Genomic DNA, 14,342 nt, shown 5'->3' on the forward strand with positions numbered 1-14,342 from the left:
ACCAAGCATGCTGACGAAACGGTCAGGCGGCAGCACCGAGATCGAACTCGCCGTAGGTATTGCGATAGATCTGCATCGCCTGGTCATCGGCATCAGGGGCAAGCTGCTGCAGCGCATAGGGAACGGCCGTTCCGCTCGCCGAGCCGGTGTCACTGTATTCCATCATGAGCGCGACGAGTCTGCTCGGATATTTCGGCGCCGAATTGTCGACATCACCGTCTTCGAGAAATTCCCTGATGATGCCGGGCTTTTCATCTGCCGCGCGCTCGGTGCGGCTCAACACGCCGTCGCCATTGGCATCGAGGCGCGAGAGCGTTGCCAAATATGCATAAGAGATGTCTGGAACTGATGAAAGAGCAGTCATACAAATCTCCATTCACCGCTTCCTACGGTGAGGGTCTGTACGCAGTACGCCGGTGGAAAATATCAAAGACTGACTTGCTGGTTAAACTGATTTGCAGCCTCGGTCAATAAGCTGTTAACTCTCGATTAACCATAGTTGACAAAGCGTAACTGCCTGCCGCGACGGCAGTTTCATTTTAGCTCGATAAGCCAGGTTTCTTCGTCATTTCAGTAGTTTGTGAGATACGAGCAAATTGCCGGCCAGGTATAAAGAGCCGCCCGGTTGCAACCGATTATTAATCGGAGCGGTAGAAGATGCCGCATGCAGGTTGCCGTAAATGGCCATTTGCAGGCTACAAAAAATTGATTCTCATATTCATTTTAGAAAGGTCTTTTTTATGCCAGGCGCGATATGGCACCTTTGCCAATCGAAGACGTCTTCGCCTTTTGCCATGCTTCCATCGCAACCGTCCCGCGAGGGGACCTGTGCGCATGAAAGCTGAGGCGCTTTTCTGGCAACAGTGCACGCAGGCCGTCAATGAGGACGGATCTATCGATGCAGAGCATCTGATGGAGCTCGTCATCGCGACCTATCGCAGCCATGAAAGCGGATATGATGAGATCGAGCGCAGCGCCGAGATGCTGCTTACCGAAAATCGCGAACTTCGGGACACCATCAGTTCCACTGCCCAGGCGCTTGCAGAACAGCACAAGCTCTTCGAAATCGTCCTGAACAATCTGCCGCTCGGGCTCAGCGTGTTCGATGCGGACCAGCGGCTGACCCTTTCCAACCTGCGCTTCCGCCAGCTCTTCGGCTTTAGCGACGGCGATGTTGCGCCCGGCACGAGGATTGCCGACCTGATGCACAAGACGCACGGCACTGAGCAAACCAGTGCCAGGACACGCAGCAGGAAGGAAGGCCAGGATGCCTCCTCGAAGACCAGGCGCATTCGCCGGCGCGAATGGCTGATGGATGACGGCCGCATCATCCAGAGCGTCGTCACCATTCTTGCCGACGGCAGCAATATCGCCATTCATGCCGACATTACCGAAGACCGCAAGGCTGCCGAACGCATTACCTATCTCGCCCACCACGATCCGCTGACGGGCCTGCCGAACCGCATTCGCTTCCGCGAACAGCTCGATGCGGCTCTTGCCGAGCGCAGGCAAGACGAGCAGATCGCCCTTGTGCATCTCAATCTCGACCGGTTCAAGTCGATCAACAATACGCTGGGCGTCTCGGCCGGCGACAAGATCCTGCAGCAGGTCGCAGAGCGCATTCGCGCCTCGGCCGGCTCGGAGAATATTCTTGCCCGTCTCGGCTCGGACGAATTCGCGATCCTGCAGACACACCGCCAGCAGCCGTGGAATATCACGGCACTCGCCGATCAGATCCGACGAGAGCTCAGCGAACCCTTCTTCCGCGGCGACAAGCAGGTGGAACTCAGTGTTTCCATGGGCATTTCGATCGCTCCAGACGATGCTGCCGAAAGCGATAAGCTGCTGCGCAACGCGGCGGTCGCTCTTTCCCACGCCAAGGCGGACGGACGCCGGCACCAGCGCTTCTTCACCGACGAGATGGACGAAAAGATGCAGGCCCGCCATGCGCTGGAGGCCGATCTGCGCGCCGCCGTGCAGAACGAGGAATTCGAGCTTCACTACCAGCCGCTCTACGATCTGGCGCAGCATCGCATCTGCGGCTTCGAGGCGCTGATCCGCTGGAATCATCCGGTGCGCGGTCGCGTCCCGCCGATGGAGTTCATCCCGCTTGCGGAGGAGGTCGGCCTCGTGGTCGATATCGGCCGCTGGGTTTTGCACCGCGCCTGTAACGATGCAGCGCGATGGCCCGAAGATGTCAAGATCGCGGTGAATGTCTCGGCCATCCAGTTCAGCAGCAGCGACCTGCTGCAGGATGTCAACAAGGCGCTTGCAGCCGCAGAACTCTCGCCGTCACGTCTGGAACTGGAAATCACCGAGAGCGTGCTGATGGAAAATCGCGATGAGGCATTGCCGATCCTGCATGCGCTCAAGGAGCGCGGCATCCGCATTTCCATGGACGATTTCGGAACGGGCTATTCGTCGCTGAGCTATCTATCGAGCTTCCCCTTCGACAAGATCAAGATCGACAAGTCCTTCGTGAACGATATCGTCGATCATAAGGAAGCGCATGCGATCATGCGCGCGATCATCCTGCTCGGCGATGCGCTCGGTATGCGCGTGACCGTGGAGGGCGTGGAGACCGCAGAACAGATGGCACTACTCGAACGCGAGGCATGCGACGAGATCCAGGGCTATCATATCAGCCCCCCAAAACCGTTCGGCGATGCGGCGCACATGCTGTCCATGCCGGCAAAGAAGAATGGCACTACGCCGTTCGCCAAGCGCCGGCACTGATCTCGGCACGTTGCGACTCGCCGGCCAAGCCGTTATCGACTGTATGCGAACCCTTTGAAAACCGGTGACGACGATGTTCAAGGCCGAAGCCTTCTTTCCCCACGAGTCTCTGGCGGTCGAGCTCATTCCGCATGCGACCGAGGGTGACGACGGGTCTCATGACCTTGCCCATATCCTGCGTGTCTTCCGCAACGCCATGCGTATCCACGCTGCGGAAGGCGGCAAAGGCCACGTGCTCGCGGCTGCCGTACTGCTGCATGATTGCGTCGCCGTCGAGAAGAACTCGCCGCTGCGCGCCCATGCCTCGGCGCTCGCCGCCGAGAAGGCTTCGCGAATATTGAAAGAGTTTGGATGGGACGCCGAGGATATCGCCTATGTCGCCCATGCGGTGACTGCGCATAGCTTCTCGGCGAACGTGCCACCGGAAACGCTGGAGGCGAAAATCCTGCAGGATGCGGACAGGCTGGATGCCATCGGCATGGTCGGCGCGGCGCGCTGTTTCTATATAGCGGGACGGCTCGGATCGGGCCTCTACGATCCGTTCGATCCTTCTGCCAAGGATCGGGCGCTCGATGACAAGCGTTATGCGGTTGACCACTTCCAGACGAAGCTGTTCAAACTGGCCGATGGTTTCCAGACCCGCACTGGCCGCGAACTGGCCGCCGCCCGTGACAGGAGCCTGCGCGACTTCCTCGCGGCATTTATGGACGAAATCTAGGAGCCTATGATGCGTGTCAGCGATCTCTTCATCTATCCACTCAAGAGTGCCCGCGGCATCGCCCTGGCCTCTACCGAGATCGATGCCTATGGCCTGCCCGGCGACCGGCGCGCCATGGTGACGGACGCGGACGGACATTTTATCACGCAACGCGAGCTCCAAGCCCTTGCCCGCATCGACGTACGGCCCGAAGCCGGCGCCTTCCGGCTGCTGATGCAGGGCAAGTCCGACATCGCCGTACCGCCGCCACATCCGGACCGGCGGCTCGATGTCACGGTCTGGAAATCGGTCGTCAACGCTGCCGTTGCCGATGATGACAGCAACGGCAGGCTTTCGGAATGGCTCGGCCGCGAGGTAAAGCTCGTCTTCTTCGACGGTCAGGCTCAACGAACGGCCAATGCCGAATGGGCGGGCGAAGGCACGCCGGTGACCTTTTCCGACGGCTACCAAATCCTGGTGACAACGACTGGATCGCTGAAGGCACTCAACGCCGATCTCGCAGCCCATGCCGAAGGCGGCGTTGGGATGGAGCGCTTCCGGCCGAATATTGTCATCGACACGGACGAGGCCTGGGCAGAGGACCGTTGGGCTGCGATCGAGATCGCTGGCATCCGCTTCGACCTCGTCAAGCCCTGCGCCCGCTGCATCATGACGACGCAGGACCAGTTGACGGGGTCGCGCGATGTCGCGAACCCCATGCCCGCCATGGGCCGCATCCGCATGTCGGGCGACCGGCGTGTGCCCGGCCCGCTTTTCGGTTGGAACGTAACCCCGCGCGGGACAGGCAGGGTCGCAATCGGCGACGAGGTGAAGATCATCGACGCGCGGCCGGAAGGCTGGACCTTCAAGGTGCGCGCCCGAGCCTAAACGCTGTCTTAGACGCGAGCCAGCGCCGCATCGATCTCCGTCATCACATCGGCCGGCAATGGTCCCTTTTCCAACGCGCCGGCATTTTCCTCGACCTGCGCCACCGTCCGGAAACCGGGAATAGGCAAGGTGCGAGGCGAACGCGCCCAGAGCCAGGCGAGCGCACCCTGCGTCAGCGTACGTCCGCCAGAGGTCAGCAGGCTGCGCACTGCGTCCAGCCTTGCGGCAAATTCCGGCGCCATGCGTCCATCCTTGAAATAAACCATCCATTCGAGCGCTGCACCACGCACGTCCTTGGCGCCGACGGCCTTGTCCGGCGTGAATTTACCTGTCAGCAGGCCCATGGCAAGCGGACCGCGATTGATGGAGATGAGGCCGTTCTTTTCGACGATATCGATCATTTGAGGCACGGGCTCGAAGACGTTCATCGTATGCTGGATCGAGACGAAACCCGGCCGGCCGGCATGGCGGGCGGCGCGATCGGGGAAATCCGTGCTCCAGCCAAAGGCATCGATCTTGCCCTCAATTCGCATAGCCTCCAGCGAATCGAAAACTGCGTCGGACTGTTCCAGCGGAAAATCGTTGATGTGGAATTGCAGGAGATCGAGACGCTCACGCTTCAGACGGCGGAGAGAGGTCTCGACGGACTGGCGGATGAATGCCGGATCGGCAAAAGCGCCGGTCGCCTGCTTCGTTTCCGAATTGGTGGCAAAACCGAATTTTGTGGCGATGACGATATCGGCGCGATTACCAATCGCCTGTCCCAGAACCTCTTCCGAATGGCCGGCACCGTAATTCGAGGCCGTATCGAAAAAGCGAATGCCAAGGTCAATCGCGCGATTGATCGCGGCGATGGATTCATTGTCGTCCACCTCACCCCAGCCGAGCGGCGTGTCGCCGGCGAAGAACGGACCGCCGATCGCCCAGCAGCCCATGCCGAGGCGGGGAATCTCCTGTCCGTTCCAGAGCGTGATAGTGGTCGATGTATCGGGCCTGGTCAGCATGGCTTCCTCCTTGAGCGCTAGGGACTTCCTGATCGACGGAGAGATAGGGGTGCGGCGCATAAGGGTAAACCGCCAAAACTGAAGACTATTTTGCAGGAATGAAAAGCCCTCAGGCAGAAAGTTCATCCGGCCGCAAAAGCGCCCGCGCAGCCGGATTCAGCGCCTTGAGTGCTGCCTGAACAAAGCCCTCGCGCGCTGCCGAAACCTCCAGACCACGCGGTTCATAGACATGTCGATGCAGAAAGAATCCTGTCAGACGGAATGCTGCCGCGAGGCTTTCGAAATCGGCCGCGTGGTTTTCCCCTGCATTCAGGAAAGCTGGCAAAAGCAGCATCTTGTCGGCCCAAGGCTCTCCGGCACCGCGGCTCACGGCGCGGCCGGATTTCGGCGAGACATAGGCGAGATCGGTGCGGGTTCCGGTCGCCGCGCATTCGGTAAGATCGAGCCCGAAGCCGAGGTCGTTCAACACTGCAAGCTCGAAGCGTACGAAAAGCTCGCCGGCATCGGTGGGGTTGTGAAGATGATCGAGGATGACTTCCAGCGCCTCGAAGAGATGCGGATGCGGATCGCGTTCGGGGAGCAGGCGCAGAAGGGCACCCATGGCCTGCACACCGTAGACGGCGGTTGCCGTCTCCATCAGCCGCGCGGCACGCAGCTTTACCGGTTCAAGGCGGAACTCACCGAGATGTTCATCCAGCCGGGCACGCCAGGTGATCTCCACCTCATTGCCGGGCTGCAGCATCGGCTGCATTGTGCGCGAACGGCCGGAGCGGACGAGACCGAGATGACGGCCGCGCTCACGCGTCATCACCTCGGCGATGACGCTCGTCTCGCCATGGCGCTTGACGCCAAGAATGATCGCCTGATCCTGCCATTGCATCGGAAAACCGTCCTTCAGCCTGCCGATTCATTTTAAAGCACGGTTCGAGCTATGTCATTCCGCCGGCGACGGGAAAAGCTTCTGGAGGAAGTCGCGCATCGCATTCTCGTCGAAAGGTTTGACGAGAAGGGGCACATCCTGAAGATCGGTCGGGAAATCCTGCGTATCGGAATAGCCGCTGACGAAGCCGAACGGAATATTCGCCAGCGACAGATCCCGCGCGAAATCGAAGCTCATCGCCTCTCCCAGATTCACGTCGAGAAGCGCGAAATCGTAATCTGCGACCCGGATTGCGTCCCTGGCCTGATCGACGCTATTGGCAATATCGATAGTATCGGCACCAACGAGACGCAGGATATCCTCCGCCTCCATTGCGATGATAAGACTGTCTTCAAGGACCAGAACACGGGTTCTTGCGTTCATGATCTCCATGCCCCTCGTGAAGCGCAGACTATGCGGCGCTTCGGCCTTTTTGCAAACATCATTCCGCCGTTGCCCCACCTCGACCGTTGACGGCGATTGCTCACCACAACTGAATAGCCACATTTTCGCCTCCGGTCGATAAAAACGAAAGTCGTCGGAAAAGATGACGCGACTCTATTTTTTCCGAAGTCAGTTTGCATTTAAAAAAGACATCAAGGCTGAGCAATCCGAACAGGAGAGATTCTACAGTATCGGCTCGAGAATCGGAATCGATTTTCGGAAAGCCAGTTGGGAGATTCAATGAGTTGGAGCGTCTTTTGTGCGTCCGAATGGCGCACAGCGCTCTAAAAGCGCATGCGATCCTGATCCCCACCACGCTTTAAGTTTTGGTTGAGGCATGTCGTTATCGCAAAATAACTGCTGCACGCTTTTGCGGGCATGCTTCAGATGAAAGGACGCTTTCCTTCGCGCATTCCTTCCCAGCCAGCCACCTGCATCAGTCCCTCTCCGTCCAGCACGTCGCAGCCGCGTTCCTGCCAGCGGATCAGATTGCGCCCCGCAAGCTTTTTCAGCGTCTTGTTGGTGTGAACGATCGAGAGACCGAGCGTGTCGGCAATATGCTGCTGCGTTATCGGGATGACATTGCGGCCGTTGAAAAGGCTTAGCTTCCTTGCGCGCTCAAAAAGGAAGGCGATGAGATATGCGGCTCTTTCGAGCGCCGTGCGACGGCCGATGCTCAACAGGTGTTCATCGAGAATGCGCTCCTCCTGCGCCGCGATCCAGGTAATATCGAAAGCGAGCGAAGGGTGCCTGTTATAAAGGGTCATCAGTTTGTCGCGCTCGAAGACGCAGAGCGTTACCGGCGACAAAGCCTCCACCGAATGTTGCATCTCGCCCATGATCGTGCCCTGCAGACCGATCAGATCGCCGGGCATGATGTAGTTCAGGATCTGCCGGCGGCCATCCTCCAGCATCTTATAGCGAAAGCCCCAGCCTGAGAGCACCGTGAAGAGATGGGCGCTGTGCGCAGCTTCGACCAGGATAGTCGCACCCGCATCGACGGCCAGTTCGCCCCTCTTGAATCTGGACACGAAGTCCAGCTCATCGCGGCTGAACTCCCGGAAATGCGGCAATGGCCGCAGCGGACACTGCTCACAGGGCGTCTTGAAGGAATGGGTGGGTTTTGCCGTCGCCATCTTGCCCCCGCCGTCGCAAAAATCGGCGCTGCAGGGTGCAGCGCCGTTGCCATATCAATGCGCCAGCAGGCCGATTTGTTCCTTCGAACAGGCAGCGATTTTTATAAAAAAACAAAGGGCTGAGTGCGCCTTGTCAATTTTCTTGCCAAACCAAAGCGCGTCGCGATTTTTTAAAACGCTGCGCACTTTTGCGCGACATGCCTTAGCGCGGAAATTCGAGGCCCATTTCACGGAAGCGCTCAGGATCATCGCCCCAGTTCTCGCGTACCTTGACGAACAGGAAGAGGTGGACCGGCTGCTCGAGGATTTCAGAGAGTTCGCGGCGCGACGCCGACGAGATCGCCTTGATCGTTTCGCCGCCCTTGCCAAGCGTTATCTTCTTCTGGCTATCGCGCTCGACATAAATGACCTGTTCGATGCGCACGGAGCCATCCTTGCGCTCTTCCCACTTTTCCGTCTCGACATGCGAGGAATAGGGAAGCTCCTGATGCAGGCGAAGGAAGAGCTTCTCGCGGGTGATTTCGGCGGCCAGCTGGCGCATCGGCAGATCGGAGATCTGATCCTCCGGATAGTACCACGGGCCTTCCGGCAGGGTTTTTGCCAAATAGTCCATCACGTCGTCGCAGCCCGAACCGTTCTCCGCCGAGATCATGAAGGTCTGGTCGAAGTCGACCTTCTGGTTCGCAGTGGCAGCGATCGCCAGAAGCAATTCGCGGTTGACGCGGTCGATCTTGTTGAGAACCAAGATCTTCCTCTGGGGAACGTCCTTCAAGCCTTCGAGGATGGCTTCCGCGTCGCCGCGCAGGCCACGCTCGCTGTCGATCAGCAGCATGATGAGATCGGCATCCTTGGCGCCACCCCAGGCGGATGTGACCATGGCGCGATCGAGGCGGCGGCGCGGCTTGAAGATGCCGGGCGTGTCCATGAAGACGATCTGCGCATTGTTATGAATGGCGATGCCGCGCACGATGGCGCGCGTGGTCTGCACCTTGTGGCTGACGATAGACACCTTGGCGCCCACGAGGCGGTTGACCAGCGTCGACTTGCCGGCATTGGTGGGGCCGATCAAGGCGACGAAGCCGGAATGCGTCGGATTGCTTTCGGCGGCGTTCTCGGCCGCCATTTCGTTTTCTTCTGTCATTGATCCCGTCAATTTCCGGCAGATGCTGCCTGCCAAATGCCTTCGCGCTCGAGCATTTTCGTCGCGGCGACCTGTTCTGCGGCGCGCTTGGAGCGCTCTATGCCTGTTTCCGGTGCGACGCCAGCGACTTCTACAGTCACCTTGAAGCGCGGATCATGATCCGGTCCGCTGCGTTCTTCAACCCGGTAGACGGGCGTGACGCCATATTTGGCATGCGACCATTCCTGCAACTCGGTCTTTGCATCACGGCGAGCACCATCGGCGCGCACCGCCCTGCCCTCCCAATAGCGCAAGATGAAGCGGCGGGCGACCTCCAGGCCGCCATCGAGATAAAGCGCAGCGATCAGGCTTTCGACGACATCGGCGCGCACGTTCATCATGCGCTTGTCGGTGAGCTTCTTCACGTCGGCGCCAGTGCGGATATAGAGATGGAGATTGAGTTCGTCGGCAACTGCCGCGCAAGTTTCGGCGCTGACGAGTTGGTTCAGGCGCACTGAAAGTTCGCCTTCCGCCGCAGTCCCGAAGGTACGGAACAGCAAGTCGGCGATGCAGAGGCCGAGAACCCTGTCACCGAGAAATTCAAGCCGCTCGTAATTGCCCTTGTCGGTACGCGCGCTGGCATGGGTCAGCGCGCGGTCCAGACGTTCCTTCTCGGTAAATTCATGCCCGATCAGGGTTTCAAGCTTTGCGCGGTCCGCCGCTGAGAGCGCCTGCGCCTTGCTCATTCAACAACCTTGAAGAGGCGATCCCAGCGCATGTTGGTCGGCCATTTCCAGATTTCGCGGAAGGAAGTGTCGTTGCCGAGCGAGAAGAAGATGACGCTAGCGCGGCCGACAAGATTTTCCGCCGGGACGAAGCCGACATCGAAGCGGCTGTCGAGCGAGTTGTCGCGGTTATCGCCCATCATGAAGTAATGGCCTTCCGGAACGATGAACTCACGGGTGTTGTCACCGCGAGAGACGGGCGACTGGTCGAGCGTATCATAGGTCTTGCCATCATCAAGCGTCTCGCGGAACACAGGCACGTCCTGGCCCGGGTCGAGCTTGTAGTCGGAATTGAAGGCACCATCAGGCACCTTCGGAACCGGCTTGCCGTTGATGTAGAGAATACCGTCGGTTACCTGGATATGATCGCCCGGCAGGCCGACGACGCGCTTGATGTAGTCGACATCGGGATTCGGCGGGAAGCGGAAAACGACGATATCCCCGCGCTTCGGATCGGAACCGAAAATGCGACCGCTGAAAATGTCGGGCGAGAAAGGCAGCGAATATTTCGAATAGCCGTAAGCAAACTTGTTGACGAAGATATAGTCACCGACCAGCAAGGTCGGCATCATCGAGCCCGAGGGAATGGTAAAGGGCTGGAACAGTACGGTCCTGATGACCATCGCCAGGACAAGAGCCTGGATGATGACCTTGATATTTTCCCAGAGGGCATTCGGCTTGGCTTGGACTTTTTCGGACACGCAGTCTTATTCCTTCAAAACGCCATCAAGGCGCATTTCTTTCTGATGTTCTCTCTAGCGGCTTCGGCCGATGGCGGCAATAACGACCGCATGAAAAGCGACGAGAGGCCGCTATCATACGACATCCGGCAGCGCTTCGATGATCACAAAAGCCTGAGCCAAGGGATAATCATCGGTTATTGTCAAATGAATGGCGGCCCTATGGCCGGTCGGCAGCATGGCCTGAAGAACGGCTGCGGCACCGCCCGTCAGCTGCATCGTCGGCTTGCCGCTCGGCAGGTTGACGACGCCCATATCCTTCCAGAAGACGCCCTGCGAAAGTCCGGTGCCGAGCGCCTTGGAGCAGGCCTCCTTGGCGGCGAAGCGCTTGGCGTAGGATTCAGCCCGGTTGGCGCGGCGATCCGAGCGAGCGCGCTCGATCTCGGTGAAACAGCGATGCGTGAACCGATCACCGAAGCGCTCAATAGATTTCTCCACGCGCCTGATGTCGATGAGGTCGCTGCCAATGCCGATGATCATGCAAGAGGCCTTTCGGGAAAGAACTGCTTCGGGCTCAGACGGTCGGCATCTCAGCAGCCGGATCGGCGAGCCGTAGCCGCGCACGCTCCACCAACCGGGCGCGACGGCGCGCCTGAAAGCCCCTGACGGTGTAGAATGTCAGTACATAAAGCGCAACCGAGGTGACGGCTGCCGGCGGGATGGCACCGATCAGCATCGGCTCCAGCACCGGCTTCCAGAGTTCGGTGAAATGCAGCTTATGGAAGAGTTCGGCGAGATCGATCGTCTGCCCCGCCATCTGGTCCTGCCGGCTGAGCAGCAGGTGGCCGACTTCCCAGGTGATGCCCCAGATGAAAGGATAGGTCAGCGGATTGCCGAAGGCCGCACAGCCAAGCGCTGCCGCCACCATATTCCCCGACAGGAAATAGGTGATGACGAAGGCCATGACGAAATGCACGCCGATAAAGGGTGTCCACGAAACGAAGACACCCGCAGCGACGCCCACCGCGACGGCATGCGGCGAGGCAGTCAGGCGCAGGATGCGCATCATCAGATATTTTGGCGGGCGCAGAAAACCTTTACGAGGCCATACGAGCTCTCGCAGCTTTTCCCTAAAACCCGCGGGTTTGCGACGGCGAAACAACATGGCGCGTATTTAGTGCAGCGCACATGACCATGACAAGAGCGGCAAATGGAACCGCTTCACAAACAGGCCGTCTATTTTCTTTTTTCCAAGGGGCATAAATCATGCATAACGCCCCCTTCCTTACTTCAAGTATATCTCAGCGATTAGCGATTGCGGAAGATACCGCGATCGACCTGACGCTGACGATATTCAAGATCAATACGATCCTGCGAGCCATTGAGATATGCCATTTCACGTTCCTGAGCGGTCGGAGCGCGAAGGGCGCGGGCGAACTTCCTGATCGGTTCAAACATTGCTTTGCCTCATCTTCGTTTCATTTTTCGATGACCAGAAGATAGTCCCGGCAATGATTAATTACCACCGCTGTAACCTGAGCACAGCCATGCACATTGCGCATGGCTTGCCATTTCAATATGCCTTTTTGGCCGTGAAATGATCACAAAATATGCAAAACGCAATTCGCAGTCCGCAAGACTTTAATAGAATCCTAATCGTAAAGGCGCCGGACCGTCGCGATGCAGTCCAGATCCTTGAGTTGGGCGAGAAGTTGGTTCAGCTGCCGCAGGTCCCAGACCTCCACCTCCAGGACCATTTCGGTGAAGTCGGTCGCCGCACGCACCGTATTCAGCATGCGGATGTTGACATCCAGGCTTGCGACCGTCTGCGCCACCTTGGCGAGCGTGCCGGGCTCGTTCAGCGCGTTGACCATGATCCGGGCCATGAAGCGGGATTTGTTGGCCTCGTCGAGATCCCAGCGCACGTCGATCCAGCGGTCCGGCTGATCATCGAAGCGCTGCAGCGCCGGCGACTGGATGGGGTAGATGGTGATGCCCTTGCCCTTTTCCATGATGCCGACGATGCGATCGCCGGGCACGGCGCCGGCCGGCGAGAACTTGACGTCGACATTGCCGGAGAGGCCGCGGATCGGCACGATATCGGGATCGCTCTCGGTGGAGGCGCGCCCGCCGTCGAGATCGGCCTTGGTCTTGCCGGGGATCTTGAAGATCATGCCTGCGGCGCTGCGGACGTTGAACCAGCCTTCGTCGCCGGCCGGCTTGACCGTGACGCGCTCGTCCTGATGATCGGGGTAGACGGCGCGCAGCACGTCGAGCGAGGACATCTCGCCGCGGCCGACGGCCGCGATCGCATCTTCCACATCCTTCTGCCCCAGACGATGCAGGGCAGGCTTCATGGCATCACGCGAGAAGATCTTGCCGGCGCGCTCGAAAGTGCGCTCCAGGATGCGGTGGCCGAGACCGGCATATTGCTTACGGATCGCCATTCGCGTCGCACGCCTGATGGCGGCGCGCGCCTTGCCTGTCACGACGATCTCTTCCCAGGCGGCCGGCGGCACCTGCACGCCGGAGCGGATGATCTCCACTTCATCGCCATTGTTGAGACGGGTCACCAGCGGCATGATGCGGCCGTTGATCTTTGCGCCGACAGTGGTGTCCCCGATATTCGTGTGGACGGCGTAGGCGAAATCGATGGGTGTGGCGCCGCGCGGCAGGGCGATCAGCTTGCCCTTCGGCGTGAAACAGAAGACCTGATCCTGAAACAGCTCGAGCTTGGTGTGCTCAAGGAATTCTTCGGGGCTGTCGCCTTCGGCGAGCGCTTCGATCGTGTGTCGGAGCCAGGAATAGGCGTTGCTTTCGCGCGAGAGGATATCGCCGTCGGCATTGGTGGCGCCATCCTTATAGAGCGTATGAGCGGCGATACCGAATTCGGCGATCTCATGCATGCGCTTAGTGCGGATCTGCAGTTCGATACGCTGCATCGACGGGCCAACGATGGTGGTGTGCAGCGACCGGTAATCGTTCTGCTTCGGCGTCGAGATGTAATCCTTGAAGCGGCCGGGCACGACGCGCCAGCGCGTATGCACGATACCGAGCGCACGGTAGCAGGAAGGAATATCCTCGACGATGAGGCGAAAACCGTAGACATCGGAAAGCTGCTCAAAGGAGAGCGACTTCGACTGCATCTTGCGGAACACCGAATAGGGCTTTTTCTGCCGCCCCTTGACATAGGCACTCGTCAATCCATTGGCGATCAGCAGGTCGCGCAGTTCGGCCTCGATCTTCTTGACCAAGCCTTCGTTGCGCTTCGACAGTTCCTCGAGGCGTTTGGTGACGGTCTCGTAGGCCTCCGGGTTCATATGCCGGAAGGAGAGCTCCTCCAACTCCTCGCGCATGTCCTGCATACCCATACGGCCGGCGAGCGGCGCATAGATTTCCATCGTTTCTTCGGAAATGCGGGCGCGCTTTTCCTGCGACATATGGTCGAGAGTGCGCATGTTGTGGAGACGATCGGCGAGCTTGACCAGCAGGACGCGCACATCGTCGGAAATCGCAAGCAACAGCTTACGCAGATTTTCCGCCTGCTTGGCTTTCTTGGTGACGAGGTCAAGCTTCTTGATCTTCGTCAGGCCCTCGACGAGGCGTCCGATATCTTCGCCGAAGAGTTCGTCGATCTCGGCGCGCGTCGCCGTCGTATCCTCGATCGTGTCATGCAGGAGGGCGACCGCAATCGTCGATTCATCGAGATGCATGTCGGTCAGGATGGCGGCCACTTCGAGCGGATGCGAGATGTAAGGGTCGCCGCTCGCCCGCTTCTGCTGCCCATGCTTCTGCATGGCGTAGACATAGGCTTTGTTCAGCAGAGCTTCGTTGGCATCGGGCTTGTATTTCTGAACCCGTTCCACGAGCTCGTACTGCCGCATCATTCCAAGGCCACTCCAATAAAATAAAAGCGCGCCAATCGTAGATTGG

Annotated in this window: 15 protein-coding genes; 3 read left to right on the forward strand and 12 right to left on the reverse strand. The window is 59.0% G+C overall.

The features are described 5' to 3' along the window. Positions 1–22 precede the first annotated feature (22 nt). On the reverse strand, positions 23–364 hold the full coding sequence (locus tag FHT78_RS13255; RefSeq protein WP_183744365.1) for a hypothetical protein: 342 nt from the start codon (positions 362–364) through the stop codon (positions 23–25). A 470-nt stretch (positions 365–834) separates the two neighbouring features. Between FHT78_RS13255 and FHT78_RS13260 the strand changes: the two genes are divergently transcribed. The 3 genes from FHT78_RS13260 to FHT78_RS13270 all read left to right on the forward strand — a co-directional run bounded on the left by FHT78_RS13260 (position 835) and on the right by FHT78_RS13270 (position 4,321). Then, on the forward strand, positions 835–2,736 hold the full coding sequence (locus FHT78_RS13260; RefSeq protein WP_183744367.1) for an EAL domain-containing protein: 1,902 nt from the start codon (positions 835–837) through the stop codon (positions 2,734–2,736). Positions 2,737–2,809: 73 nt separating this feature from the next. Then, positions 2,810–3,454, forward strand: coding sequence for an HD domain-containing protein (locus FHT78_RS13265; RefSeq protein WP_183744369.1), 645 nt, complete (start codon positions 2,810–2,812; stop codon positions 3,452–3,454). Between the two features lie 9 nt (positions 3,455–3,463). Further along, positions 3,464–4,321, forward strand: coding sequence for an MOSC domain-containing protein (locus tag FHT78_RS13270; RefSeq protein WP_183745340.1), 858 nt, complete (start codon positions 3,464–3,466; stop codon positions 4,319–4,321). 8 nt (positions 4,322–4,329) lie between these two features. Here the strand turns inward: FHT78_RS13270 and FHT78_RS13275 are convergent, their stop codons facing one another. The 11 genes from FHT78_RS13275 to FHT78_RS13325 form a co-directional block, all read right to left on the reverse strand. Beyond that, complete coding sequence (locus FHT78_RS13275) at positions 4,330–5,325, reverse strand: aldo/keto reductase (protein ID WP_183744372.1); 996 nt, start codon at positions 5,323–5,325, stop codon at positions 4,330–4,332. Between the two features lie 109 nt (positions 5,326–5,434). After that, entirely contained in the window at positions 5,435–6,205 is a 771-nt protein-coding gene (gene recO, locus FHT78_RS13280) for a DNA repair protein RecO (protein WP_183744374.1), read from the reverse strand. A gap of 54 nt (positions 6,206–6,259) precedes the next feature. Next, entirely contained in the window at positions 6,260–6,751 is a 492-nt protein-coding gene (locus FHT78_RS13285) for a chemotaxis protein CheY (protein WP_246715269.1), read from the reverse strand. Between the two features lie 320 nt (positions 6,752–7,071). Continuing rightward, on the reverse strand, positions 7,072–7,824 hold the full coding sequence (locus FHT78_RS13290; protein ID WP_183744380.1) for a Crp/Fnr family transcriptional regulator: 753 nt from the start codon (positions 7,822–7,824) through the stop codon (positions 7,072–7,074). A gap of 202 nt (positions 7,825–8,026) precedes the next feature. Beyond that, positions 8,027–8,965 (reverse strand): GTPase Era, encoded by a 939-nt coding sequence (era, locus tag FHT78_RS13295; RefSeq protein ID WP_183744383.1) that lies wholly within the window; start codon positions 8,963–8,965, stop codon positions 8,027–8,029. An 8-nt stretch (positions 8,966–8,973) separates the two neighbouring features. Beyond that, positions 8,974–9,690 (reverse strand): ribonuclease III, encoded by a 717-nt coding sequence (gene rnc, locus FHT78_RS13300; RefSeq protein ID WP_183744386.1) that lies wholly within the window; start codon positions 9,688–9,690, stop codon positions 8,974–8,976. After that, complete coding sequence (gene lepB, locus FHT78_RS13305; protein ID WP_183744388.1) at positions 9,687–10,430, reverse strand: signal peptidase I; 744 nt, start codon at positions 10,428–10,430, stop codon at positions 9,687–9,689. The genes rnc and lepB overlap by 4 nt, the downstream gene beginning before the upstream one ends. Positions 10,431–10,544: 114 nt before the next feature. Then, a complete protein-coding gene (gene acpS, locus FHT78_RS13310; RefSeq protein ID WP_183744390.1) occupies positions 10,545–10,949 on the reverse strand; it encodes a holo-ACP synthase in 405 nt (134 codons plus the stop codon). Positions 10,950–10,983: 34 nt separating this feature from the next. Continuing rightward, entirely contained in the window at positions 10,984–11,574 is a 591-nt protein-coding gene (locus FHT78_RS13315; protein ID WP_183744393.1) for a DUF2062 domain-containing protein, read from the reverse strand. Positions 11,575–11,717: 143 nt separating this feature from the next. Further along, positions 11,718–11,867 (reverse strand): DUF3563 family protein, encoded by a 150-nt coding sequence (locus FHT78_RS13320; RefSeq protein WP_183744396.1) that lies wholly within the window; start codon positions 11,865–11,867, stop codon positions 11,718–11,720. A 194-nt stretch (positions 11,868–12,061) separates the two neighbouring features. Further along, the gene (locus FHT78_RS13325) at positions 12,062–14,296 is read right to left on the reverse strand and encodes a bifunctional (p)ppGpp synthetase/guanosine-3',5'-bis(diphosphate) 3'-pyrophosphohydrolase (protein ID WP_183744399.1); all 2,235 of its coding nucleotides are present in this window, start codon (positions 14,294–14,296) and stop codon (positions 12,062–12,064) included. Between the last annotated feature and the right edge of the window lie 46 nt (positions 14,297–14,342).

The sequence above is a fragment of the Rhizobium sp. BK196 genome (assembly GCF_014193255.1).
GTDB lineage: Bacteria > Pseudomonadota > Alphaproteobacteria > Rhizobiales > Rhizobiaceae > Rhizobium.

Coding starts and splice junctions, on each gene's coding strand:
- FHT78_RS13255 (WP_183744365.1), bottom strand. CDS start 364: ATGACTGCTCTTTCATCAGTTCCAGACATCTCTTATGCATATTTGGCA.
- FHT78_RS13260 (WP_183744367.1), top strand. CDS start 835: ATGAAAGCTGAGGCGCTTTTCTGGCAACAGTGCACGCAGGCCGTCAAT.
- FHT78_RS13265 (WP_183744369.1), top strand. CDS start 2,810: ATGTTCAAGGCCGAAGCCTTCTTTCCCCACGAGTCTCTGGCGGTCGAG.
- FHT78_RS13270 (WP_183745340.1), top strand. CDS start 3,464: ATGCGTGTCAGCGATCTCTTCATCTATCCACTCAAGAGTGCCCGCGGC.
- FHT78_RS13275 (WP_183744372.1), bottom strand. CDS start 5,325: ATGCTGACCAGGCCCGATACATCGACCACTATCACGCTCTGGAACGGA.
- recO (WP_183744374.1), bottom strand. CDS start 6,205: ATGCAATGGCAGGATCAGGCGATCATTCTTGGCGTCAAGCGCCATGGC.
- FHT78_RS13285 (WP_246715269.1), bottom strand. CDS start 6,751: ATGTGGCTATTCAGTTGTGGTGAGCAATCGCCGTCAACGGTCGAGGTG.
- FHT78_RS13290 (WP_183744380.1), bottom strand. CDS start 7,824: ATGGCGACGGCAAAACCCACCCATTCCTTCAAGACGCCCTGTGAGCAG.
- era (WP_183744383.1), bottom strand. CDS start 8,965: ATGACAGAAGAAAACGAAATGGCGGCCGAGAACGCCGCCGAAAGCAAT.
- rnc (WP_183744386.1), bottom strand. CDS start 9,690: ATGAGCAAGGCGCAGGCGCTCTCAGCGGCGGACCGCGCAAAGCTTGAA.
- acpS (WP_183744390.1), bottom strand. CDS start 10,949: ATGATCATCGGCATTGGCAGCGACCTCATCGACATCAGGCGCGTGGAG.
- FHT78_RS13315 (WP_183744393.1), bottom strand. CDS start 11,574: ATGTTGTTTCGCCGTCGCAAACCCGCGGGTTTTAGGGAAAAGCTGCGA.
- FHT78_RS13320 (WP_183744396.1), bottom strand. CDS start 11,867: ATGTTTGAACCGATCAGGAAGTTCGCCCGCGCCCTTCGCGCTCCGACC.
- FHT78_RS13325 (WP_183744399.1), bottom strand. CDS start 14,296: ATGATGCGGCAGTACGAGCTCGTGGAACGGGTTCAGAAATACAAGCCC.